Origin of the sequence: Microbulbifer sp. A4B17 (assembly GCF_003076275.1) — a bacterium.
Lineage (GTDB): Bacteria > Pseudomonadota > Gammaproteobacteria > Pseudomonadales > Cellvibrionaceae > Microbulbifer.
The window spans coordinates 2,770,248-2,794,871 of the sequence record NZ_CP029064.1 but is presented as its reverse complement, the minus strand read 5'-3'; the positions used below and the strand labels follow the sequence as shown (position 1 = coordinate 2,794,871).

Here is a 24,624-nt window from a genome sequence, read left to right as displayed (position 1 = left end):
ACATTAAGAATTCATATTTTGGGGAGGTGGTTAGTCGCTATCAATCGCCAATTCCCACAAAAATCTCAATCCGATCGACATTCCCGCTAGCATCCAGTACAGCAATTTGGTGCTTACCACTTCCCGGAAGTAGTGCCTGGTTTTCGTTACCGAGGGTTTCGCCCTTGGGCTCTCCATTTAGGAACCAATAGCGCTTTCCCTGCCCGCCAATCGCACTCAGGGTTAAACGCGGCAGAGGGGCATTTTTGCCGTTAGGTCGATACTGGTTACCATCTCCAGCTCCGATAATTTTTAGTGGAGTCCCTGTTGTTGCAGTCGGGGTGTAACACTCGGGAGCCGTCGGAGGAATTTGCTGGGCACGGGTTTGGTTTGCGGGTAGCCAGGATTCCAGTTCTTTTGGCCAAAGGGCTAGGCTATGCCTTTGAGTAGAAGAATCCATACAACTGGGCTTTACTCGCATACCTTGCCGATTTGTAAAGAAACTAAAGGTTTGTGCTGCCCGCAGAGGTTCACCTTGCGGCGATAGTGTTCTGGGTGTGCGCCCTTGGATTAACCAGGCGTTGTGTTGCAGATGGCAGTGGCTGGTTTGTGTGAGCGTCTTCTGGCCTCCAAGCGGCCAACAAATAGTCTCTTGAGTTACTGAGTCTGGCTTTTTCAGGTGTTGTTGTTTGTTGTCTGGTAATGCGGCGATAACTGCGTTCAACAGAGGTGTGGCACTAATGGAGCCATAGTAACCGGGTAGGGGAGTGCCATCCGGTCGGCCTACCCAAATGCCGACGGTGTAGCCGGGAGTTACGCCAATCGCCCAGGCATCCCGATAGCCGTAGCTGGTGCCTGTCTTCCAGGCGATATCTGCCTTGTTTTGTCGCACCAGATTGCGCCAACGGCGGGAACCTCCGCGATTGGAAGCGAGCATTTCAAATGTAATCCAAGTCGCCTCAGGAGACATTAGATGCCTTTCACGTACGGGCTCCTCGGGTAAATAGCGGGGAGCTGCAGTCTGGCCTCCCCGTGCCAGTGCGGCATAAATACCTGTCAGTTGGTCAAGACGAGCACCTACGCCCCCCAAAATCATGGACAAGTTGGGTCTACCGTTACTGGGAAACTCCAGTGCTAGTCCGGCATTTTCCAGGGCTGCAGCCAATCGACCGGGGCCGTAATGTTCCAGTAGCTGTACTGCAGGGACATTGAGAGATTTCTGAAGGGCGGCGGTAGCGGTGACAGGGCCGGCGAAGCCTCGATGGAAATTCTCAGGGCGGTAATCGCCGTAGATGCGGGGCGCATCGCTGAGTAGGGAGGCGCTGTGGATCAGGTCCTCATCAATGGCAAGTCCGTACAAAAAGGGCTTGAGCGTAGAGCCCGGTGAGCGTACAGCCCTGGCCATATCCACATAGCCATAGCGGCGCCCGTTACCAAAATGAGAAGCTCCCACGTAGGCGCGCACGGATAAATCGGAATTCTCCAAAACTACAACAGCTGCAGATGTTTTGGCTGGATAGCTATCCATATGATCGCGCAGAAAATCTTCCAATCCGCGCTGGATGTTGCCGTCGATTGTGGTGCGAATAACTTCTTGATCGCTGATGGTATTCACCAGCCTGCGGGCTAGGTGCGGGGCGTTTTGCGGGAATTCCAAGCGTTCCGCATAGACCTGCTCAAGTTGAGCGCGCTCAACATCCTCTGCGCTCCAGACGGTAAATGATTGCAGTCTATCCAGAACTTTGTCCCGGGCTTTTTGTGCCTTTAGAGGATGCCGATCTGGCCGCAGGCGGCTCGGCGCCTGAGGGAGTACAGCTAGCAGTGCAGCCTCCGCATGGGTAAGGTCGGAGGCCGATTTACGCAGGTATAGGCGGCTGGCTGCTTCCACGCCTTCAATATTGCCACCGTAAGGTGCCAGGTTCAGGTAAAGATCGAGAATTTCATCCTTGCTGAAGTGCCACTCCAATTGCAATGCACGCAATATCTGCTTGGTTTTGCCCGGGAGAGTTTTGCGGTGGGGGTCCAGTAGTCGCGCTACCTGCATAGTGAGAGTGGAACCCCCGGAAACGACTCGTCCATTGCGAAGGTATTGGACTGAAGCTCGCAATAGGGCTAGCGGATTTACTCCGGGGTGCCGATAGAAGTGTCGGTCTTCGTAGGTGAGAAGAGCTTCGATAAAGCGCGGCGATACATTTTCCCGAGATATTGGGTATCTCCAAACTCCGCGACTGTCGGCAAAGAAACGTAGTGGTTTGCCGTAACGATCTGCAACGACCCGTGCAAAATCTTGAGTTTCGGGAAGAGGTGGAGGGAAAGCAAAGTCGAGCAGTAGCAGTACCGCGGTGAGGGCGGCGGGCGCAAGCAGCAGTGCGCGAACTCTGCGACTGCTGCTTTGCCAGGCTTTCCGGATAGTGGCCAACAGCTTCACTGTTTACCGATTACCCGCATTTGCGTTAGGGGATTTTCACCGATAGCGAAGCGTTCCGGTTTGTACATATCCTCTAAGTAGGGTGGGGGCACCTGATAGTTGCCGGGGGTTACTGCGCGGGCGATATAAAAGAGATTGGTGGTTTTGTATCTCAGCTGATCCAGTGCCGCCACAAAGCGGTCATCGCGATATTCAGTGTGTTGGATATTGTCCTGGGTGTCCTGCCACTGGGCGATACTTTTGCCATCGAACTCGAGTTCATCCACTTTGACACTGTCGGCCAGGTTTTGATTTTCCAGCTCAAAACCTGCGGGCAATAGGTCCACTGCAAGTAGGTCGGGCAGGCGCTGGTCCGCATCAATTTGCAAGCGCACCAGGTAAAGCTCGCCCTCACGAACCTGGTTGGGAATGACTTCCGTGCCATCCAAATTGTGGTAGCTGCGTTTGATTCTGACACCTTTATCCATCGCCGCCTCAGGTGACTTCTTGCTGTAACCATTGATGGTAATTGCTGCATAGAGTTTTTCTATCTGTGCGGTTACCTCAAGTGCGCTGGCGGCTTCGCGCCCGCGGAATAATGCGCTGTGCGGGTTATCGCTATTGAGCTCGCGCAAGCCATCAATACTGGCCAAAGTCGCAGACCAGTTTGCACTGCTATTAAGTTGCAACTGTGCTCCAGCCATAAACACACTATTGCGCTCCTGGGTGCTGAGATATTGGCGACTGTGGAGAAGATCTGCCAGTTCGAACACCAGGGATTCCGTTTTATCACCAGCGAAATTGTGCTCTAGGAGCAGGGAGATCATTTGGGCCGTATCCCGTAGGTCTGACCCATAATCGCCATAGTAGCTGCGGCGTTTGCGCTCGATTTTAAGCGCTTTTTGCAGGGCCTCCTGGGCCAGGGTAGCATCGCCCGTGGTGTGCAAAGCGATTGCCATATGCAGATTTGGTAAGGGAGATTGGGTCAGGCTTGAGCCGCTTTCATAAAGGGTACGCAGTTGCCCGAGAGACACTTTTTGTACTCGTGAGAGCACATAAGCTGCGTAAGCTCTTGAGGCATAAGCATAGAAATCGGGACTATAGCTATAGCGTTGCTGATAGAAAGCACCGCGCTCACGGGCGTAGTCCTGCAGGCGCTTGAGTGCGGATTCCAGGCGGTTATCGTCAAATACGATTCCCTGGTCCCGGGCCCGCAATAGAAGATCGACTACATAGGCGGTTAGCCACTGGCTTTCGGAAGACTCGGAACTCCATAGGCCAAAGCTGCCGTTCCCTTTTTGCATACTGAAAATGCGCTCAATACCTGCGTCGATACGTTCGGCCCGCTCATTCTCATCCAGAGGTTCAAGGCCCAGTTTTTGCTGTCGCTGCGGCGTTGCCATGACTAGCGGGAAGGTCCGGCTGGAGGTTTGTTCCAGGCAGCCGTAAGGGTATTGCAGGAGGTTGGATAGGTGATCCTGTAACTGCAGTTGCGGTCGGCTGTCCAGGGATACCAGGGTTTGAACAGTTCCAGGCATTAGGGAATCCAGGAAGCTGCTATCGGCACTGAAGCTCTCGCCCTGGGACAGGAGTCTGCGCTGGTTGCGTGTGGTTGCCGGCCAAGCGGGGCGCACGCCCAGGCGCCACTGCTGTTCGATATCGATATCATTTCCATCTTTATCGACGGTACCCTGCACGACCAGTTTGAACTCTGCATCTCCGGTGGCATCTTTGGCGGTGATTGGGAAGCGCAAAGTTTTGCGTTCACCATCCGCCAGTTCCAGCATCCGCTCACCCATTTCCAAATCTACCGCGCCCACTGATTGCATATTTACAGTGAGTTTTTGGGAGCGGCCACTTAAGTTATTGAGGTCAAGGGCCAGTGTGCTGTTATCACCAGGGGCCATAAAGCGAGGCAAGGCGGCTTGGGTGGCAACCGGTGAGGCGACTGTTACTTCTCCGTCGGTGCTACCGAATCGGTCTTTGCTGAAAGAAACCGCCATCAGGCGCAGCTGTCCGTTAAACTCCGGTAGTTGTAGCGCGACCTTTGCTTGGCCCTGAGTATCAAATTCAACGGGTCCTGAGAATAAAGATACTATTTGTACGTCGGAGTTGGGCTCGTCGCCGCCTCGGGCCAGTTCCGCATCGCCGCCAAAACGTTGCTCCACCAGTTTGCCACTGTTGGATTCAATAATGCGATGATAGATATCCCTTACATCCACACCGTAACGGCGCTGGCCAAAAAAGGCCTCGAAGGGATCCGGGGTTTTGAAGCGGGTGATATTGAGTACACCGACATCGACGGCGGCCAGGGTGGCCCAGGCTTTGCCTCCGTTTTGTTCGATAGAATTTTCGTCGGCAGAAATGGTAACTTCAATTTCCGAGCCGGGCAGGGCATTCGTGGGCGCTTCTAGTGAAATGGGCAGACGCCGAGGATCACGATCCAGGGGCAGGTGGGCGAGACCAAAAGCGCGATTGGGGGCGATACGCTCATTCTTGTCCGCAGGGCGCAGAGCAGTAACAGAAATATAGGTGTCGTGGCGATCCCACTCAGGAGAGATTGGGATTTCGATATTGGTGCCCGACTTTTCTACAGGTAGTCGTTTGGACCACAATAGTTGGTCGCTCTCCACCAACACCAACGCCTCTCCGTCAGCGGGCGGTACTATGGTGAGTTGCGCCAGATCTCCAGAAGAGTACCTTGGTTTGTCCAGTGACAGGGCCACGGTATTCGGGCGCGCAGCCTGGCCTTTGGCTACTTGATCCTTACGCCACCAGTAATACCAGTCCCGGCCGGCGTGGAAGCGTAAGCTGCTGGTTGCCCCCGTATTGGTATCAGTGACTTCTAAGCGGTAGTGGCCATGTTCTACTGGGACTGTGAGCTTCAGGGGCTGCTCTTCGGTGAATTGGAGTTGGCGACTGAAAGTTTCAAATTCAGCACTTGAGTATTCATAGTGCCAGCCCCGATTTGCAGAGTACTCCCAAAAGTACTGGCGGTCTTCGGAAATTAACACCGCTTTGAGATCCCGCCCGATAACAGGCTCGCCCTGTGCGTCGGCAACCACTATTTCAAATTCAGGCCTGCTGTTGGCCGATGGGTTTTCCTCTCCAAAATTTGGGCGAATACCTACCACCGGGTGTGTGGGCCATACCAGGACTGGATGTTGGCGAGTTACCGGGCGGCCGCCGGATTCGAACAGGCTGGAAACCAAGTTGATTTTCAGCGGGCTCTTTGCTCGTTTCCAACGAGAGCGCAAGCTCAGATTGCTCAACCCTTCCTCATTGAGCTCAATCGTTGGGGCATGAAACTGTCGCGTGGGCAAAGATTCATTAGTGTTCCCAAATAAGAACCCTTTCCACTGGGGGAAGGGCTCGCGATAGTGGCTAATTTGCACCAGAGTTTCCAGGCGGTTCTTTGCCGCTGGCGCACCATAGAGATAACTACCTTCTACTTGAAGTTCGAAAGATTCTTTATGGCCCTCTACCAGACTGCGCTCTTCACCGTCTTGCAAAACCAGCTTCATTCGCTCTGGCAAGAATTCTTCTACCTTAAATGGATATTTCACTTTGCGCCCATCGGCTAGCTCAACATCCAGGCGCCAGTCACCGGTAGGTGCATTTTGTGGAAGTGGGATAAGCTTTTCGTAGTATCCGGGCGCGCTGGCGTGCCATGTGAATGCGCGCGCGCTGGTATTGTCCGGTTTTATGAGTTCTGCCTTGATCGGTAGGTCTTTGATATAGCGACCATCATAGTTGCGCAGCAGTCCGCTCACCTGGATCGATTCATTGGGGCGATACAGATCTCGCGGGCCATACATGAAAAACTCCAGCGGTCTCGAAGGGCGCTGGCCCAACTGAAAATCCGAAAGGTCCAATGCAGGTTCACGCAGGTCGAGTATGGAGAAGTGACCGGTATCAGGATCTCTTGCGATGAAGAAGCGCTGTGAGTCTTCCTGTTCCTGCGTCAGAGCAAAGCGCACCTGGCCGTCTTGGCCGGTTGTGTATTGCTGGATTAGCTCCCCTTTGTTGTTGAGCAGCTCAACTTCAATGCCCTTAAGAGCCTGCCCTTCATCTAGAGATGAAACATAGAGGTCCACACTGTTTGGGTAGTACCGCGCATGAAGGCCTAAGTTGGAGATAGAGAAGTGGGTGACATCATAGAGATTGGTGTCATACATGCCTGCCGGCTGCATAACCGCGACATAGATACCTGGTTGTTGCAGGGGCTTTATATGCCCGATAGAGAGGTCGAAATCTCGCTGGACGTATTTCTCCTTGGTGAGATCGAACTGGGCACTATAGACAAAATCGGCAACTTGATTGAGGGACTTTAAGCGATAGTAGTATTTTAGTGACTGGCTTTTGATCAGCCTGAAGAACTCGGAATAATGCTCAGGTTTCACTCTATGGAAGTGAATCTGTGCAGCCTCAACACTGACTGCAGTAACAGGTAGGCCGGGAGTTACCGTCGCGGGAAAAATACTTCCATTGCTGGCAAAGCTGATACTGGGCTCAATCCGTCGGGTACGGATCCTCTCCTGCTTCTCTTCCTGTAACTCCAAGCCGTTTTCGCCGGGCAGACCTGGGAGTACGGTGAGTCTATAGCGAGTATCAGGTTCAACATGAGGAAAATAGAGAATTTTTTGGTTATCGGAGAGGACCCAACCGCCATCTACACGCTCGCCATCGTCGCGGGATAGATTCAAGTAGGAGGCAAAATGGGCATTGCCCAGTAAAGGTTCAGAAAAGATAACAGCGATGGCCCGTGCATCTTTAAACGTCCGCTCCCCAACATGGAGGACCTTTAGGAAGTGATCCCCGGAGATTTGAGTGCTGGCACTGGCTGTGACTTGTGAAGGGGTAGCATCATTCTCTGTCAGCTCAGTAGAATTTCTTTCAGAAGTGCGCTGGGCTTCATCAGCTTTCGAGCTTACTTCACTAGCAGAGGCCGCTTCTTTTTTATGCACTTTCTCAGTGGCGCTGAGAGCTTGTGCCTGGTTGTTACCCTCTTCAACGCTCCCGCCTTCCGCGAACTTGGGGGTTTCAGCGAGTTTCTTCTCTGACTTTTCTTGTGAGCAAGCCATAGCAATAAGACAAAGAAGAATGACCGCAATCCAGCGTGGTGAGCGGTGAAGAGACATGGGTATTTCCTTATAGAATCCATTTAACGGCGCACAATTTAGTCCGTCTTTAAATATGTCTCAAGTTTCCTACATGGTTTCCGTGCTCGGTATCTATTTCTGATGCAAGTGTGTACCAATAGTGAGGTGGGGATTACTGATGGCTGGAAAATAAATTTATAGAATGATGGGATGGCAATTAGGTGGCTTAGGGAGTAAGCGATCTTCCTGTTCTATGGTGCCAGGTTGAGGCGTGCAGTTTATTCGACAATCACTAGCTCGTTTGAATCTAGCCGAAATAACGTTATATCACTACACCTATGTTGGCTTCTTTTTACGTTTAAATAGCTTAATCCAGAAGATTCCTTCAAAGATAATGCCAAGAGCAAGGAAGATTACTCCTCCCGCAGGGACTCCGAAAGCGTAGCAGGCAATCGCCGCTAATAAAAATAGCAGTGCGGTGGCAATTCTTTTCAATTTGATACCCCTTTGTGGCGTCTCAGTGCTAGTCAAAGCTTGTCCTACTTCAAAGACGATACTGAATACCAGACTTAAACCCAACATAAATAATTCCCACGCATAGAACCATGGAACAGAACGCTAAAGGCAGATAGAGTTTGTGGCGGCCATGCCTTTTTAATTATGTTCTCACAAAGCGAGACCAGTATTGCTCTAAAGAAGTTATAGGTTGCGGCCTGGTTTTTTCATTAAGAGTCTTAGACCCTGTAGTCACTCATACTCTTTCATATGTACTATCTTACTGTTATATGGGGTTATATGAGGTAGCCTGTGAAAGTACTGATTGTTGGGGCTGGGCCCACGGGCCTTACAACGGCAGTCGAGCTTGCTCGGCGAGGGCTATTGCCAAGAATTGTGGACCGCCGGGATAGCGCTTCAACTCTTAGTCGAGCGGTGGGAGTTACTTCTCGCAGTCTTGAGTTACTTTCGTACTCTGGCGTTTCTGAAAAGTTGATTGCTGAGGGGATCGCGGTTCAGAGCGCATGCATTTACCTAAATACGCATTTAGCGCTAGAGTTCCCCCTTCATTCCGACCGGACCTATTTTCCAGCCATTCTTGGACTTCCTCAAGACAGAACTGAAGCTCTCATGGCTCAGGTTTTATCTGGTATGGGAGTCGAAGTTGAATACAGGAAAGAACTCAAAACCCTTACCGAGGAAAAGAGTGGGGTAGTGGCTTTTTTTGATAATGGTGAAGAGGAGCGATTTGACCTGGTTGTAGGAGCGGATGGTATTCGCAGTACTGTTCGTGAAGCTGCAGGTATCAGTTATCCTGGATTTGATTTGGAAGAAGTGTGGTCAATCGCGGATGTTGATACTGGGGATTGGCCCCCTAGAAGAAAGTTCACCTTGGTCAAAATGGAATCTGGCGTGGTCGCTGTTGCAGTGCCATTGGGAGAAGGCCGACACCGTCTGGTAGCTAGCTGTGATAATGCAATTAAAGCATTTCCGATGGCGGTGGATGTTAAGAGGGTTAGGCGGGAGGGAACCTTTAAAATTTCAATTCGGCAAGCGGAAACTTACTCAAAGGGCAGGATACATCTAGCTGGGGATGCTGCCCATTGTCACTCTCCGGTTGGAGGTCGAGGTATGAACCTTGGGATAGCTGATGCAGCCGAATTGGCAAAACGAATCACTGAGGGGCAGCTCTTAGGCTACTCTGAATTGCGCCATCAAGAAGATAAAAAGGTTATTGAGGTTACTGAGCGTGGCCGGAAAATGATCACTGGACAATCCCTGAAAGCAAGATTTGAATTTCGAGCGTTAATCGCTGCCGCCAGTTCTATTCCTGCGGTGCGGAGAAAACTGGGGCAGTTTGCGGTAGAACTTTAGGGTCTAATAAATTTGTATTCATTTGTAGGTTGAGCAAGTTATCTGCGAGTATGTGAGTCAAATCTTAGGGATATTCCAACCTATCTCTTTAGTTTTACAGCTGTACCAAAAACAAGAATTTCCGAGGAGCCATCCATAATTGCGCTTGTAGTAAAACGAATGCCTACCACGGCATCAGCGCCTTTTTGCTGGGCACTTTCACTCAATCTTTGAAAAGCTTTGTTTCTCGCTTCGGTCAGCATCTCCGTATAGCCTCGTATCTCTCCACCGACAATACTCTTTATACCTGCCATTAAGTCACGGCCGATATGTTTTGATTGAACAACGTTTCCCGTAACGATATCCAGTACTTCCGATATTTCTCTTCCTGGTATTGTTTCTGTAGTTGAAAAAATCATATCATTTCCCTTAATTATAAATACTTATATTTTCGGCTCTATTGGTAATCTTACTCTAACCTGGATCTGTTATGCGAATATATTTAATTGTTTGGTGGTAGTCGAATGTTTGTTTTCAGCTACTGTGTCTTTTCTGGCTTTTAGCTTTTATCTTACATTAAATGGGGTAGGGTTCCGGGGTGAAAAGTGTAATGATCATATAAGCCAGTAACTTTTGATGGAATATGAGCTAAATTAAATGTAATCCAGTAATTGCTGCAGCTTTCTCGATAGCAAGTCATCCACTTTTATTTTGAGTATAAATGTGAGGGGGAAATCACTGCCCTAAATAATGCCTCGATAACTCTATGTAATAGCTCTTGCTGCGTAAAAGCTCGCAGTTATGACCTTAGAGAGGGTTTGGTAGTATTTAGGTTAAAAATCCCTAATAGGGTAAATGTGGGTACACAGAAGTTGCTTAAGATGTACCCCTTCATGAAGTGCTTATTTCATGCTTTCTCCTTTCTTAAGGGGAGTAAGCACTGCCAATAACCAACATCTATCCACTGGTTAAATTTTCGGCCGACCTCTTTGAAATGAGCAACTTTTTCCATTCCAAACTTCTCATGAAGTGCTACGCTGCCTGCATTTGGTAGAGCTATGCCGCAGATTATCGCGTGGACATTGAGTTCACTTAACTGTTTAAACAGTTCATTATAGAGCTTCGAGCCCCAGCCTTTTGAAGAATAGTTCGTGTCCAAGTACACGGTAGCCTCCACCGAATATTGGTAAGCACAGCGTCCTTTCCATTTGCTGGCATAACAATAGCCAATTAAACGGCCCTCATTCTCAGCAACTAACCAGGGAAGATTGTTTTTTGAGCATTCTTCGACTCGGTCGGCGATAATTTCCGCAGAAACTGGCTCTACCTCAAAAGTGATACAAGTATTCTCTACATAGTAATTGTAGATTTTAGCAATCCCTGCAGAATCAGAAGCTTTAACTGCTCGTATCATACTATTGTCTCTCCCTATGTTTGATAACAGTGGCCAGAGATTGGTGGTTAACTGACTAACCTGGTATCTACTGGCTGGCTCTGAAGAGCTTCATTAATACTCACTTTTCTTTTTGCTATTTAGCGACTTTTCCATGGCCTTTGATTCTTCTAGTGTACGAACGGACCAATCTATTCGCTGCTGATCAGAGACTATATCAGAATCAATGTTATACAGGCTCCAGTTCCCAGAGTCATCTTTAACAAACTGAGTGCCGTACCACTGTGGCCGGCCAAGATTCATCATTAAGCGATCCCAAGTGGCCGCTTTTAGCCAATTAGCTTCATTCTTATCCTCTGCCAGGGTTGCTGCAATAGTGGCAAGAGCATGAGCTAGTCTTATATCTTCTGACTTATTACCATGTTGGAAGATAAGTGCCGCATGATGATAATCCTTTGAGGTCCTGATTCGGCCTTCCGCTAGAATTTTTAAGACTTTTTCTCGTCGATTCTTGTCTTCTCGGTCAAGTAAACTCCAGTCAATTTCACTGTGAGGTATATTGCGTGCACTTTGATCTGCGTTAAATAGCTCAGCTAGTCTTCTATTTTCTTTTGAGGGGTGATCTAGTTGCGGTAGATGTGTATTAATTTTCTCTTCAGCAAGGGAGTTACAGATGGTAAAACAGATGAAAAAAATAAGAAGCTTGGAGGTTGGATATAACACAGATTTTTCATGCCCCCTTGTAAGGTGAGGGATTTTGATGGCGTTCCTTCTTTTAGGCATTTGGAACCTCTTGTTCACCATGGGTAAACCTTAGTCTTAATGTCGCAATAATCGGTAATTCCCCTTAGTTTTTGCTTCTACTGTCCGAGTACAGAATAAAAGCAGCAAAGGTAAAGTTAGTAATGAAAGCTTTGTTAGGCTAGTCACATCATTTTGAAAAACCCAATTTTGTCTAAAGGTACTATTATGAAGGCAAAGAATACAAACATAATAGTTGAACCACAAGCTACGGAAGATATTATTCCATACCATCTCTGCATTTGCCTGGAAGTTATAACAAAAAATCCAGATGTAAAGCCAAGAAGTAGTGTCATTTTTAATGGTATTAACCAGGAGCTGTCAGATATGTTTACCGTAAAAATGGGCCAGATACACATAGAAATGATAGTGGCTAGAAAGAAGCGAATTACTTGCTCATCACTTAAATTTGGCAGCAGCTCGAATATGTATTTTCTCATCTTATAGGCAAGTGCCGGTGTTACAATATATATTGTATACAGAGCTGCTACATACCACAGTGGGGTCGTTTCTGAGGTTGAGAGGTTAAGCAGTGCCCATAAAGTGAATAGGGTGGAAAATAATATACTTGTAGTCAAATACCAGGTGCGACAGATATAAAATGATAAAAATACCCCAAACAGTAAGATGATAAATGTTGATACTGTATCTATTAAAAGAATTAATGATAGATTGTATTCGGCTTCAATGACCCCTGAGAGTAGTATGATAATAAATGCAAATATAGTATCTATCCCAAGAAGATATGTGAATGCCAGTCCCGCCAACAACCCGACTATAGGTCTAAACCATACATTTTGCATTGCAATACCTTCTCTACCTCAAATTTCGGAGTGCTACGGCCTGTCTCTATGTTTTTTAGGTGTAGCTAATTGATTTTTTGGAGGCCTAGGTCTGCCAAGATCTTCGATTTTGACAAAGCTAGGTTCACCTTCAGTGCTTCAAAAAAATGTAGTCGCAGATTTACTCTTTAATTCGATGGGTATCTAGGTGTATGAAGCCCTATCTGGCCAAATTCAAGATAAGCTCCCTAGAATTAGAAGCGATATACCCTTCGGGAGTACTATATCTTCAGTCTTACCAATTCCTACCGTGAAGGAGTAGCCTGCATTTAGTTTAAAATTTCTAACTTTCAGAATGTTCACATTCATCGCAAGATGTTTTTTTCTGAACGTGCAGCGGGAAATTATAGAATATGCCAAATTTTAATTCAAACTGATAAATTTCCACTTTTAAAAAATTAACTCAAACGCTATTTTCCTGGCTTTAAAATAGTTTGGTGCCGATTTAATCTAAAAGTGAATTCAACAAGAGGTGGCAGCCTTAGCGATGGCCCTGCTCACAAAGATTTTACTTTGGAGTTCAAATATGCAATGAGGCATTCGCTCGACGCACATTAACAAACCTCAGGTACGCACTTACCACACTATCAGGTGCTTCCCACTGGGGATAATGCCCAATCGTTCCCAGCTTAACAATATCTGCTGGACGATCAATCAATTGACGAAATCGATCCACCATATGCTTCCCTGAAACTGGGTCCAATGAGCCATTGATTAGTAATAGGGGGCCGGGGTATTGCTTTAGGGCGTCAACCCAGCGTTGACGATGTTGGCGCCTGTCGCGCATATAGCTGATTAGTTTATAGAGGAGCTGGTTGCCATTCTTATATTGGAGAATTTGCCACAAGTCTCGCAATTCTCTGTCAGAGGGTTGTGTGTCTGGTCCGAAAATGGCACTGAAGCTGCGGCAAAACTGCCGGTAACTCATCAGTTTGTTGACCAGGAAGCCTGCGGGAGAGAGCAGCAGTTTTTGTACGAAACGCGCTTGATGAGTTTCTGGAAATAGACCGCCATTCAGCAGGCATGCTGAGGTATATCCCGTGGTACCACCGCTATTAGCTCTGGCGAGTAACTCTTGGGCAACGGAATCCCCATAGTCATGGGCTAACAGGTGGACCTTATTGATGTTTAAATATTGTAGAAGAGCTTCATGTAAATCAGCTTGCTCGTGGATACTGTAGTTATGCTGTTTGGGTTTGTCTGAATAGCCAAAGCCCAGCATATCCATAGCAATACAGCGATAGTGCTCTGTCAGTTGGGCCCATACCTTTTGCCAGTCATAACTACTGGTTGGAAAACCGTGAATCAAAAGCAGTACTGGTTTATGTCGGCAGCTTGGGTTGCTATCGACATAGAAGAGTTGGTGGTTTTGATAATCAAAAATCTTTCCGTTTGATAACCACTGCTGAGGCTGCATTGGCTGTTCCATTTCTTATTGTTGTATTTGCTGTAAAGATTGCACGATGAGCGCGCAACCTCAAGCAGCGGCTATCAGGTGGAAAGTAATTATCCTGTTCCTTGCAATGCGTAAATCGCGGGCTTGTTGATTATCTTCCATACAGAAAGCAGGGTAACCGAGGCGGTTAGGCCGATAATAAGTAGTGGTGGTAGCAGCCAGCCCCAGAAGCTGGTTTCAATACTGAACTCGCTTTGCTCAAGCCAAAGTGCCAGTGGGACTACTACCAAAGTCGCTACAGCGATACCGATAACTATGGGAATCAGGCTATCGATCAGGGTGTGATAGAAAATCGTCGCTGGGCGGGCGCCGATTGCCATGCGCACGCCAAGCTCGGTACGCCGCAGTTGTACACTGTAACTGAGCACTCCAAAGATACCGATGGCTGCGAGGCTGAGTGCCAGTAATGTTAGGGCGGTGGTTACCCAAACTGAGACCCGATCATTGCTTAGGAGTAGGTCTCGCGCCTGCTCCAGGGAGAATAGCTCGGAAACCTTGTACTGCCTGTTTACTTGGGTAAATTCCCGATTTATCTCTGTGGTGCTGAGTGGTTGGTGAGGCTTATGTCTGAGTACCAGTAGGGGATAGCTCACGTTGATACCGCGCACAAATAAGCGGGCGGGTTCCTTTTTGCCGGGCAGACTTGCGTTACGCACTACACCGACCACTTGGTAGGGCAAATCACCTCGCCAGTAGTAGCGATTGCCTAACACTTCTCCATCCGGTTCCAGTTGCCGGGCCAGGGTTTCGTTGACGAGCATCATGCGATTGTTATCGGAAAACTCAGCCGCACTGATATGGCGGCCAGCTACCAGTGGCATACGCAAAATGGAAAGGTAGTTTTCGTCGACTACTGTGGTCTTGGCCATCACCGGGTTTTGTCGGCTGGCATCATGACTCAGGGATGTGGTCCAGAGTGGCCGGTTGATAGAGATAGGAGTGTTTAAGCTCAGGCTGGCATTTTGTACTTTAGGGTGCTCCAGCAATCTTTGCCTGATGGCCTTCAGATAACTCTCTCGCTCGGTAGTGGGGGCGCTCCTAAGATTGCCGATATTCAGAGTCATTACCTGAACGTTGTCCAAAGGGAAACCAAATGGTTGGTTAATCAGGCGATTGGCTTGCAGGAATATCTGTAAACTAGCGACTATGAGTAAGCTGGTCATTGCCACTTGGCTACTGATGAGTACCTTGCGGATTAGAGGCGAGATCTGTACGCCAGAACCTTTGCCGCTGCTCTGCAGCATTTGATTCAGTGCGCGGTAATTAACCTGGCGACTGACTATGGCTGAGAAGAGCAGAGCGAGCAGTAAGGCACACAACAGTGCAAAAACCAGTGTCTGCCAGTTTAAGGTGAGCTCTTGAATGCGAGGAATTTGTTCCGTAGCCATCACCTTTAATACTTCCGTCGACCCCAGGGCTAAAAGTAGAGAAAGTAATGCAGCCCCTAACATAAGTAGGCCGATTTCACACAGCAGGGCCAAAAAGATATGTTTTTTGTGTGCGCCCAACGCGACCTGTATCGCCATATTGCGTTGTTGTTTGGCTGCGCGAGAAAGAATCAGGTTGGTAACATTGGCGCAGGCAATTAACAGAAGCACCAGTGTACCGCCCATTACCATTAGAGTTCGCGTGGCACTGTCGCCAAGTATTTTATTGGCGAAGGGGGTGAGTCGGTATTCAACGGACCTTTCTACCGAAGAGGATCTTCCCGCTAGGGCCGCTTGATACTGGGCATCCATTAATGTGCTCAATTCATGCCCCGCACTGGCGGGGTCAATGCCCGGCTTCAGCTTTCCTGTGAGCATGCGAAAAGGCAGGAAGCCTCTCCAATTATTTCTGCGCTCTACTTGTGTATCGTTAAAGTCCCAGGGCAGCCAGACCGCCGTTTGTCGGCCCTGCTTATAGATCTGGGGTTCAATGAAGTCTTTGGCGGTGACGCCGACAATACGAAAGTCCACCTCCCCAAATTGCAGGCTTTGCTCCAAGACATTTGGGCTGCGCCGGAACATCTGCTCCCAGGTTTGATAGCTGATAACCGCCACGGGAACCCGGCTGTCGAGCCCTTCATCGGTATTGAATTGTCTGCCCAAGGCCAGGGGTGCTCCAGCCAGCTGGAGATATTCCGGAGAGACATAGGAAACATTAACCCGTGGTGATCCGGATAAGTTGCGAACCACATCTTCCCAGAAGTACACCAGGGCGCTGGATTCGAAGAAACTATCGTTCTTATAGATTTCAACCAGGGCGGGGTATTGGCTGTTGTTTTCCAGCCGCAGCTGCTTGTTCTGGTAGAGATTACCATTCACGACATACAGCCGATCTTCGTCCGGGTAGGGTAGGGGTGCGGCTAACAGTTGGTAGTTGAGATTAAATAGTGTTACCAGGGCGCCGAGGGTGATACCCAGGGTCAGAATAATAGTGGTGGCGTAGCTCCGCGCCCGATTGAGGGACTGGAGGGCAATGGATAGGTCCTTTGTGGTGATCATAGGGCCATCTCGTGTGGCTCTTTTATGGGCTGCGGCGTTGAGATTTTTCCATCCAGCAGATGCAATTGGCGGCTGGCCATGTCTGCATACCGAGGGTCATGGGTCACCATGCACAGGGTGGTCCCTTCATTGTTGAGCTGCTGCAGCATTTCCATTACTGCATCGCCATTGTGGGAATCCAGGTTGCCGGTGGGCTCGTCCACCAGCAGCAGGGATGGATTGCCAACTAGCGCCCGGGCTATGGCGATTCGCTGCTGTTGGCCACCGGATAACTGGTTAGGTTTGTGAGAGGTCCGGTGACTCATTCCCACCTTCTCCAGGCAGTGTTTCACTTTTTTGTCGGCTTCAGACTTGGGAATGGGATTGCGGCGGTATCGCAGGGGCAGGGCGATATTGTCGTAGACAGAGAGTTCGTCAATCAGGTTAAAGGACTGAAAGATAAAGCCTATTTTCTCGTTGCGAATAGTCGCTGCCTCACTCAGCGATAATTGAGCGACTTCAATGCCTTCAATCTGATAGCTGCCACTGGTGGGGAGGTCCAGCAGGCCGAGAATCGAGAGAAGTGTGGATTTACCGCAACCCGAGGGGCCGCAGATAGAAACAAATTCCCCCGAGTAAATACTCAGGTCAACGCCCCGCAGGGCGTGAGTTTCCATTTCTTCGGTGCTGAACACCTTGGTGATCCCGGCCATATGAAGGATTGGCTTGGACATAGCGAACTCCCTGTTCTCGCTTTGGGGAGCCTCTGAATAACTCCGTGATGCCTCTGGCTTGCAGAGCGGTTCACAATCAAGGCGCGGCTTCGCAGGAATGTCTAGACCTTTCAAGAAGTCGCAACGCGGAGTGTGAATCGCTCTGCAAGCCCCGAAGGGCGGGTCTTGAAGGCCGCATCTGCTGCGTTGCAGCTCTTGCAAAGGGCTACGGCCATTCGCGGCGAGCTGCGCCTAACATCTACAGCCTTCAAGACCCGCAGAGGTATTACGGAGTTATTCAGAGGCTCCCTAGTTTCAGGCTTTAGTCAACAATCTGGATATGCTCAGCTTCATTAAAATTGGCCATATCTGAGAGGATGATGCGGTCCGCTTCATTGAGACCTTGGGTGATCTGGATATATCGACCTGACTCCTCGCCGAAGCTGATGGGCTGGAGTGCCGCTTCCTCCCCGTTTTCGTTAATCAGGAAGAGATTGGCCTCACTGTGCCTCTGCACATTGATAGGTCTCTCGACGAACAGCGTATCTTCCATAGTGGCAGTGAAGATCCGAGCATCGACGTTGAGTTGTGGCCTGGCAGATTCTGGGGCGCCCGCGCTAAAAGCAATTTCCACTTCAATATTGCCGTCCCGAACCTCAGGAGTAATACGGGTTACCATACCTTCGACTTTTTCTCTGCGGGTATCAATTTCAGCGGGCTGGCCAACCTCCAGTTGCTCTGCTTTGGATTGTGGTACTTGAACCAAAGCGAGAAGATCAGTCTCGCTGCCAATCAGTGCCAGCTCCTGCCCGGGATCAACACCTTGCCCCAGCTCTACCGGTAGTCGTTGTAGTATGCCGTCCAGGCCGGCGCGTACTGTCAGTCGGTCTGTACGTTGCTGGATACTTTGCAATTGGGTCTGGGCTTGGTTGATTTGCTCGCGCTGGATTAACTCTGATTCGACGGCGACTTTGCGCAAGTGATTGATACGCTGTTTTTGCAGGTCCACACGTTTTTTCATCTGCTCTTGGCGTAAGACGGTGGTTTGGTAGGTGAGCTGGGAAACCACTCCACTTTTTACCAGCTCGTCCTCAGCTTCGCGACGCAACTTGATCACTTGGTAATTGGAGTTCAGTTCCGCGAGTATGGCTTCCTCCGCGAGCACATCGCGCTGGTTGTTCAGAACAAGCCGACGCAGATTAGCTTCCTCTTGTTCCAGGGAGGTTTCGGCTGCATCCAGATCGCGCATTAACTCTGGATTACTCAGCTGCATAATGACGCTATCACTTTGTACTTCTGCACCGGGACGCAACATAATTTTTTCAACGCTCGCTGCGGTTAGAGCGGTAATTAACGTCTGCTTGTCTGAACGCAGCCTACCATAGCCATCTACCACAACCTGCAGGTCTCCCCGTTGGACGGTACCCAACATCAGCTGTTCCCGCTCAACCTTGTAGGCGCTGTCAGGAAGTAACAGGAGGGGGCTGGTAAATGCCACAAAAGCAAGAGCAGCACCACCCAGCATTAAAGGGTGCTTAATCAGGGGGCGTTTCTTAGGTTTAATAATATCCATATTGCGGCATTTCCTTGGTTAAGCAATCGTTGCACGCTTCTCTACTGTGAAACCTTGATGAGGGGGCGAGTTAAAGGTGGAAAATCATAACTATTTAAAAAGGGTGTATTCCTGTTGGAACTCCAAGGGAGGGCGGGTTTTTATCTTGTAATTAGTACTGTCGAGCATATTTTTGTGATCAAAACTCAGGGCTTTAAAAGGGCTTTAGGTGAGGCTGAAAATGCAGGAAAATTGGTACAAGAACCAGTTGCTTGCGGTGAATGGTGGGGAAATACAGGACGGTTTGAATATTATGAAGTGGGCAGTCACTTGAGAAGTTTAACGATGACCCAATGAATTTTGAGGGTAGGTTCACAAGTAAAATTGTAGAGATAAAGGAGTCGTGGCTTAGTGAATCCGGTAGATTATCTAAACCACTACACCTTTAACAAAATATATTTGTAAAACGAAGGGCTTGATAAGCCTTAGTGCAAATTACAGACCGAGGGTTATCCCAGAGCTTTGACTAATAGCGCCTGTTGAAGTTGATCGTCATCAACGCCCTCTGGTCGGGGTATTTGGACGATATGCCCGGATCCCGGAGCTATATCGATCGCTTTGCCTTTCGTATTCTCCATTTGCTCCAAGGGGAAGAACAAGCTACCGCTGGGAGTCATTAACTCCAATTTATCACCGCGTTCAAAGCGATTTTTAACATCAATCGTCAAATACTCAGGACTTCCGTCAATAAGCTCGCCTACGAACTGTTGGCCCGGAGTTGATATCAATCCCTTTTCATATTGCTGGTATTCCGCTGGTGGATGGCGGCGGTAGAAGCCTTCCGTGTAGCCCCTATTCGAGAGGGTTTCCAATTCGTCCATCATTTTCATGTCAAAGTCTTTTCCTGCTGCAGCATCGTCTATCGCGCGACGATAGATCTGAGCAGTACGAGCCACATAGTAGTGGGATTTGGTGCGACCTTCGATTTTTAAAGAGTGAACCCCCATTTCCGTGAGGCGCTTGACATGCTGTACGGCCCGCAAATCCTTGGAGTTCATAATGTAGGTACCGTGCTCATCTTCGTAGGCCGGCATATATTCTCCAGGGCGACCTTCTTCCTGTAGTAAAAAGGCCTGGGAAGTATTGTCACTGGCGGAGGTGGGTTGCTGGATAGGTTCCTGGGTTTGCACATGAATCAATTCGCCAACTTCATTTTCTTTGGCTTCATGAGCTTGGTATTGCCAGCGGCAGGAGTTGGTGCAGGCGCCCTGGTTGGCATCTCTATGTGTCATATAGCCGGATAGCAAGCAGCGCCCGGAATAGGCGATACAGAGTGCACCGTGGACAAAGACTTCCAACTCCATTTCAGGCACTCTCTGGCGAATTTCTTCAATCTCATCCAGGGACAGTTCCCGGGAAAGTATCACCCGAGATAACCCCTGGCGATGCCAGAACTTTACGGTTGCGTAGTTTACCGCATTGGCCTGTACGGATAGGTGGACTGGCAAATCAGGCCAACGCTCCCTTACCATCATTATCAGGCCTGGGTCGGACATAATCAGGGCGTCAGGCCCCATTTCGACAATTTCTTCCAGGTCCCGCAGGTAACTGCGAACTTTGTCGTTGTGAGCGGCGATATTAGAGGCGATATAGAACTGTTTTCCTTGCTGGTGTGCTTCTTCTATGCCTAGGCGCAGGGTTTCAATATTTTTAAATTCATTATTGCGCACACGCAAGCTGTAGCGGGGCTGGCCGGCATAAACGGCATCGGCACCATAGGCAAACGCATATCGCATATTGTTTAAAGTCCCTGCGGGGGACAGTAACTCAGGTTTAAACACGGAAAAACTCATAGTGGAATAGTCGGACGCGGCCGCATGTTAACGGTATAAAAATGGCCTGCCAATGGTCCGAAGCAGCTGTTTAAGGGGGGTTTTATTATTTCTGCTGTTTAGTGCAACTACTGCACTTTAAAGGCGGGGTTATTGATACAAATCAATTGATGTTGAGGTTAAGGTGGTAAACTATTTTGAGGAGGGACCCTCGTTCCACTGATAATTGTGAGAGTCCCCGAAAAGCGGCATTACTTATCTCTTATTATTTCTGCAGGACCTGCTGATAACCCTGTGTGTATACCCAGTCATTATTCTTGGCAGGCAAATGACATCCAAAGCAGTTGTTAAGCCCGGTGCCTTTCCAGGTTTCAGTTTCACTTTTGGCTATTCCTGGCTTAAATAAAGCCCATCCCCAGCCTTCGGCCCAAGCCGGGTTTTCTGGGAAGCGGTTGTTATCGTCTTTTACCATCATAAAAGTGAATTGAAGGTCTGAGGAGTAATAAGCTAATCCTGTGGTTAAGGGCTCCGATTGGGTGCTATTAACATCCTTTACCAAAACTGTCCCGTCTGGAAACTTCCCCTTTTTGCGATACCCTTCGACTGCCTGGGGTTGGGTATAAACATTATGAGTATCCCATCCATCGCCACTCGAGGACTTTACCTGATAGGAGCCCAGGAAGACCCATTCTCGGCGGTAATTATCTGGCAAAGTAATATTTCCCTGGCTATCAACCATGCTTTTATAGGTTGAATTGAGGTTTTCATCGGCCTTTGCAGAAATACCCAATACGAGTGTCAGAACTAAAGAGGTAAATAAGTAGGCGCTGCGCATAATCCTTTTCCATTGCTGTTGATGTGGGAGAGCTATACCCGGGTTTCAGCTGCTGGAAAGTATATGAAGGCGGGAAGGGTAAAACTGTCAGCTGGCTGACACTGGCGCATATATTTGGTTTTCTGCCAGGCTGTTTAACGCGGTTTGATCGAGAAGGCAGATATATTGGCGCGTATAGTCGATAACTCCATCAGACTTCCACTGTTTAAGCTTTTGGCTGACTGTTTGCCTGCTGCCACCGGCCATGGCGGCCAATTCGGACTGGGTTAATTTGATGTCGAGTTGATGTCCATGACCACAGGGCTGTCCCCGGTAATTAAATAGTTGTGCTAACAAGTTGGCCAGCCGAACCGGTAAGGGGGCGGTGATGTGGAGGAAAAGACGTTGCTGAAGCTGAGACTCCCTTGTGGCTAGTTGTTGCAATAGCCCATCGTGGGTCTGTGATTGGCGCTCCATCATGGCGTTTAGATGTTGAATGGATGTAACTTCCAGTTCACTGCCGGATTTGGCGGTTGCCTGGATATCTACATCTTGCCCAGTTAGACCAGGCCCAAACCATGATCCGGGGCCATAGAGATCGATAATGGCTAGGTTGCCGCAGTAGTCCACTTTTTGGATAAGGACGTAGCCGGCATGAATAAAATAAACCTGGGAACCAGAATCCCCTTGTCGGAGTAATACCGTTTCTTTGAGGAATCGAAGTTTCTTTATTAGTTCGCCTGTTTTTTCCAAGTGTGTCGGCTCCTGTTTTTAAAGATTTCTAACAATATAGAATTTTTCGGTCGTTTGTTTGGCTATCTGTACATTACGAAGCAGCTAACCTTATTTCATCTGTTATGTCTTCCGGCAATTTTACAGGCTATTCAATCATGCTCCCTGACCCCGCCCAGAATATCCGCCCCGATTACGACCAGGTGATACAGGATATCGCGGATTATGTGCTTCATTTTAAAGTGGGCTCCAGTGACGCCTGGGAAACAGCTCGTTTAAGCTTGATGGATTCCTTGGGGTGTGCCTTTCTGGCGTTGAGTTTCCCCGAATGCACAAAGTTGTTAGGCCCCTGGGTGGAGGGGACATGGGTTCCGAACGGGGCTCGAGTCCCAGGCACCCGGTTCCGCTTGGACCCTATAAAAGCCGCATGGGATATCGGCTGTATTATTCGCTGGCTCGATTACAACGATACTTGGTTGGCGGCCGAGTGGGGGCACCCCTCTGACAATCTTGGTGCAATATTGGCGGTTTCTGATTACCTGTCGCAAGAGCAATTAACTCGGGGTGAAAGCCCGATAAAAATGGGGACCGTTCTGGAAGCGATGGTCAAAGCCTACGAAATCCAAGGCGTTTTGGCGCTGGCTAATAGTTTTAACCGGGTTGGGCTCGATCATGTATTGCTGGTACGAGTTGCTTCAGCCGCTGTGGCTGCCTGGTTGAAAGGTGCTGGAAGAGAGGGGGTAATGGCGGCGGTATCCCAGGCGTGGGTGGATGGAGGGACGCTGCGGACCTATAGGCATTCACCGAATACTGGATCACGTAAGTCCTGGGCTGCAGGTGATGCCAGTTCCCGCGGGGTTCGTTTGGCAGATTTGGCGATGAGTGGTGAAATGGGGGTGCCCGGAGTGCTCACGGCAAAGCAATGGGGTTTTTATGATGTCTTATTTAGCAAGACGAATGCTGAGCAGCAGCTAAAACCACCATCAAAGTGCCACTTTCAGTTTCCCAGGAGTTTTGGCTGCTATGTTATGGAGAATATCCTATTCAAAATTTCCTATCCCGCAGAGTTTCACAGCCAGACAGCCTGTGAGGCTGCAATCATTTTACATTCGCAAGTTGCAGGTCGTATAGATGATATAGCTAAAGTGGTAGTGACCACTCATGAATCAGCCCTTCGCATCATCACTAAATCGGGCCCATTAAACAATCCGGCAGACCGGGACCACTGCTTGCAATATGTAGTGGCAGTGGCGCTGATTTTTGGTGACTTGCTGCCCGGTTATTACGAAGATGATTTTCATCATAGGCACAAAGAGATCGATAAGCTGCGAGATAAGATAGAAGTACTGGAGGATCAGGGTTATTCGAAAGATTATTTGGATCCGGATAAGCGCTCTATTGCCAGTGCGGTACAAATATTTTTTAAAAGTGGAGATACATCAGAAAAAGTTGAGGTTGAATATCCGATAGGGCACCGCCGTCGTCGACGGGAAGGAATTCCTTTGCTAAAGGAAAAGTTCCGCAAGAACCTGGCCACGCGATTCCCACAAATGCGGGCTAATAAGCTTTTTGCAGTTATTAATGATCTTCAAGAGTTAAAGCAGTTGCCAGTTAATCGCTTTATGGATTTATTAGTTATATAAAAATACCTAAACTAAAAAAGGCGGCCTTTGGCCGCCTTTTTCCAAGCTTAACCTTCCCTATGCGAACGCATCGTAATTCCCAATTTGGATCGCTGCATTTCAGGAGTAATTAGAACTTGTATTCAACACCGATTCCGGCGTAGCTACGATCGTAGTCTTCGTCAGCAGTTTCGTCGGTGTAGAAGCCGAAAACTTTGGCTGCGCTGTTGAACTTGTAGTCAACGCCAAGGCTATAAGTCTCGCCACCGTCTTCCTTGATGTCAGATTGGCCATATTGGGCTTTCAGAGTCCACTGGTCCAGTTTGTAAGCAACAGAGCTCATCCAGCCATCAACAGTTTCACCATCATTGTCTTGCTCTTCGAACAGGGCGCCTACTTGTACAGGACCGATGTTGTACTGGGCTACGAAACGGTGGACGTCAACGTCCTGGCCTTCAACGTCCTGGTCCATAGCGTAGGCCATGTAAACGCCATTGTTGTCATAGGCGACAGACACGGATACGCCGTTGTTGCGCTCTTCACCAGTTACGTCGTCAATAACTTCTTCTTTGTTGCTGATGAAAGCAGCGGAGGCTTTGAAGCCACCGAAAGAAGGGGTAGTGTACTGAAGAGCGTCTTCTTCGCGATTGTCGCTGTTAGTGATCAGGCTCTTGATGTCACCTTCCAGGTCGTTGAACAGGTCAACTTTCTTCTGGGCAACTTTCAGGGGGGTGTCAAATTTACCTGCGATTACCTGACCGAAGCCGCCTTCCAGACCAGCGTAGATGTTGCGCTGTGAGAAAGTGTCGTCAGCGTCGCCATCCATATCTACTTCGTACTCCATACGGTAGATACCTTTGATGCCGTCAGCCAGGGCGATTTCGCCCTTCACGCCCAGGCGGGAAGCGTTGCTCTGAACGTCAGTAACGGAATCGTCACCTTCGTCAGCAGCCTGGAAAGTGACATTGGCTTTGCCGTAAAAGTCGAGTACATCGCCTTCATCTTGGGCGTTGGCCAGAGCAGGTACCATGGCAACGATGGCCAGAGAGAGAGCGGTCTTATTCAT

The 24,624-nt window shown here is 48.9% G+C and carries 18 protein-coding genes; 3 read left to right on the top strand and 15 right to left on the bottom strand.

What is annotated here, in order from left to right:
• Positions 1 to 40 precede the first annotated feature (40 nt).
• The 3 genes from pbpC to BTJ40_RS12430 all read right to left on the bottom strand — a co-directional run bounded on the left by pbpC (position 41) and on the right by BTJ40_RS12430 (position 8,070).
• The gene (gene pbpC / locus BTJ40_RS12440) at positions 41 to 2,407 is read right to left on the bottom strand and encodes a penicillin-binding protein 1C (protein ID WP_202862804.1); all 2,367 of its coding nucleotides are present in this window, start codon (positions 2,405 to 2,407) and stop codon (positions 41 to 43) included.
• A complete protein-coding gene (locus tag BTJ40_RS12435; protein ID WP_108733396.1) occupies positions 2,404 to 7,527 on the bottom strand; it encodes an alpha-2-macroglobulin in 5,124 nt (1,707 codons plus the stop codon). Before BTJ40_RS12435 ends, pbpC begins: the two co-directional genes overlap by 4 nt.
• Positions 7,528 to 7,824: 297 nt before the next feature.
• The gene (locus tag BTJ40_RS12430) at positions 7,825 to 8,070 is read right to left on the bottom strand and encodes a hypothetical protein (RefSeq protein WP_108733395.1); all 246 of its coding nucleotides are present in this window, start codon (positions 8,068 to 8,070) and stop codon (positions 7,825 to 7,827) included.
• A 225-nt stretch (positions 8,071 to 8,295) separates the two neighbouring features.
• On the opposite strand from BTJ40_RS12430, the gene BTJ40_RS12425 reads away from it, so the two are divergent.
• Positions 8,296 to 9,357: an NAD(P)/FAD-dependent oxidoreductase gene (locus BTJ40_RS12425; protein WP_108733394.1), complete on the top strand. Its 1,062-nt coding sequence runs from the start codon at positions 8,296 to 8,298 to the stop codon at positions 9,355 to 9,357.
• An 80-nt stretch (positions 9,358 to 9,437) separates the two neighbouring features.
• Here BTJ40_RS12425 and BTJ40_RS12420 read toward each other — a convergent pair whose 3' ends face one another.
• From BTJ40_RS12420 to BTJ40_RS12385, 8 genes are all read right to left on the bottom strand, one after another.
• Positions 9,438 to 9,755 carry a heavy metal-binding domain-containing protein gene (locus tag BTJ40_RS12420; protein ID WP_108733393.1) on the bottom strand — a complete coding sequence of 106 codons (318 nt, stop codon included), beginning with the start codon at positions 9,753 to 9,755 and terminating at the stop codon, positions 9,438 to 9,440.
• A gap of 488 nt (positions 9,756 to 10,243) precedes the next feature.
• Positions 10,244 to 10,750 (bottom strand): arsinothricin resistance N-acetyltransferase ArsN1 family B, encoded by a 507-nt coding sequence (locus BTJ40_RS12415; RefSeq protein ID WP_108733392.1) that lies wholly within the window; start codon positions 10,748 to 10,750, stop codon positions 10,244 to 10,246.
• A gap of 93 nt (positions 10,751 to 10,843) precedes the next feature.
• Positions 10,844 to 11,512: a hypothetical protein gene (locus tag BTJ40_RS12410; protein WP_108733391.1), complete on the bottom strand. Its 669-nt coding sequence runs from the start codon at positions 11,510 to 11,512 to the stop codon at positions 10,844 to 10,846.
• Between the two features lie 143 nt (positions 11,513 to 11,655).
• Positions 11,656 to 12,333 (bottom strand): hypothetical protein, encoded by a 678-nt coding sequence (locus BTJ40_RS12405; protein WP_108733390.1) that lies wholly within the window; start codon positions 12,331 to 12,333, stop codon positions 11,656 to 11,658.
• Between the two features lie 559 nt (positions 12,334 to 12,892).
• Entirely contained in the window at positions 12,893 to 13,789 is an 897-nt protein-coding gene (locus BTJ40_RS12400; protein WP_108733389.1) for an alpha/beta fold hydrolase, read from the bottom strand.
• A gap of 89 nt (positions 13,790 to 13,878) precedes the next feature.
• The gene (locus tag BTJ40_RS12395; RefSeq protein ID WP_108733388.1) at positions 13,879 to 16,314 is read right to left on the bottom strand and encodes an ABC transporter permease; all 2,436 of its coding nucleotides are present in this window, start codon (positions 16,312 to 16,314) and stop codon (positions 13,879 to 13,881) included.
• On the bottom strand, positions 16,311 to 17,027 hold the full coding sequence (locus tag BTJ40_RS12390; protein ID WP_108733387.1) for an ABC transporter ATP-binding protein: 717 nt from the start codon (positions 17,025 to 17,027) through the stop codon (positions 16,311 to 16,313). The genes BTJ40_RS12395 and BTJ40_RS12390 overlap by 4 nt, the downstream gene beginning before the upstream one ends.
• 301 nt (positions 17,028 to 17,328) lie before the next feature.
• Positions 17,329 to 18,579, bottom strand: a complete 1,251-nt coding sequence (locus tag BTJ40_RS12385) for an efflux RND transporter periplasmic adaptor subunit (protein ID WP_108733386.1) — start codon at positions 18,577 to 18,579, stop codon at positions 17,329 to 17,331.
• A gap of 114 nt (positions 18,580 to 18,693) precedes the next feature.
• On the opposite strand from BTJ40_RS12385, the gene BTJ40_RS22320 reads away from it, so the two are divergent.
• A complete protein-coding gene (locus BTJ40_RS22320) occupies positions 18,694 to 18,915 on the top strand; it encodes a hypothetical protein (protein ID WP_157954049.1) in 222 nt (73 codons plus the stop codon).
• Positions 18,916 to 19,067: 152 nt separating this feature from the next.
• Here BTJ40_RS22320 and yegQ read toward each other — a convergent pair whose 3' ends face one another.
• From yegQ to BTJ40_RS12370, 3 genes are all read right to left on the bottom strand, one after another.
• Complete coding sequence (gene yegQ, locus BTJ40_RS12380; RefSeq protein WP_108733385.1) at positions 19,068 to 20,411, bottom strand: tRNA 5-hydroxyuridine modification protein YegQ; 1,344 nt, start codon at positions 20,409 to 20,411, stop codon at positions 19,068 to 19,070.
• Between the two features lie 244 nt (positions 20,412 to 20,655).
• The gene (locus tag BTJ40_RS12375; RefSeq protein WP_108733384.1) at positions 20,656 to 21,225 is read right to left on the bottom strand and encodes a cytochrome P460 family protein; all 570 of its coding nucleotides are present in this window, start codon (positions 21,223 to 21,225) and stop codon (positions 20,656 to 20,658) included.
• Positions 21,226 to 21,312: 87 nt separating this feature from the next.
• Positions 21,313 to 21,957 carry a Crp/Fnr family transcriptional regulator gene (locus BTJ40_RS12370; RefSeq protein WP_108733383.1) on the bottom strand — a complete coding sequence of 215 codons (645 nt, stop codon included), beginning with the start codon at positions 21,955 to 21,957 and terminating at the stop codon, positions 21,313 to 21,315.
• A 137-nt stretch (positions 21,958 to 22,094) separates the two neighbouring features.
• On the opposite strand from BTJ40_RS12370, the gene BTJ40_RS12365 reads away from it, so the two are divergent.
• Complete coding sequence (locus tag BTJ40_RS12365) at positions 22,095 to 23,579, top strand: bifunctional 2-methylcitrate dehydratase/aconitate hydratase (RefSeq protein WP_108735258.1); 1,485 nt, start codon at positions 22,095 to 22,097, stop codon at positions 23,577 to 23,579.
• A gap of 109 nt (positions 23,580 to 23,688) precedes the next feature.
• Here the strand turns inward: BTJ40_RS12365 and BTJ40_RS12360 are convergent, their stop codons facing one another.
• Positions 23,689 to 24,624: a porin gene (locus tag BTJ40_RS12360; protein WP_108733382.1), complete on the bottom strand. Its 936-nt coding sequence runs from the start codon at positions 24,622 to 24,624 to the stop codon at positions 23,689 to 23,691.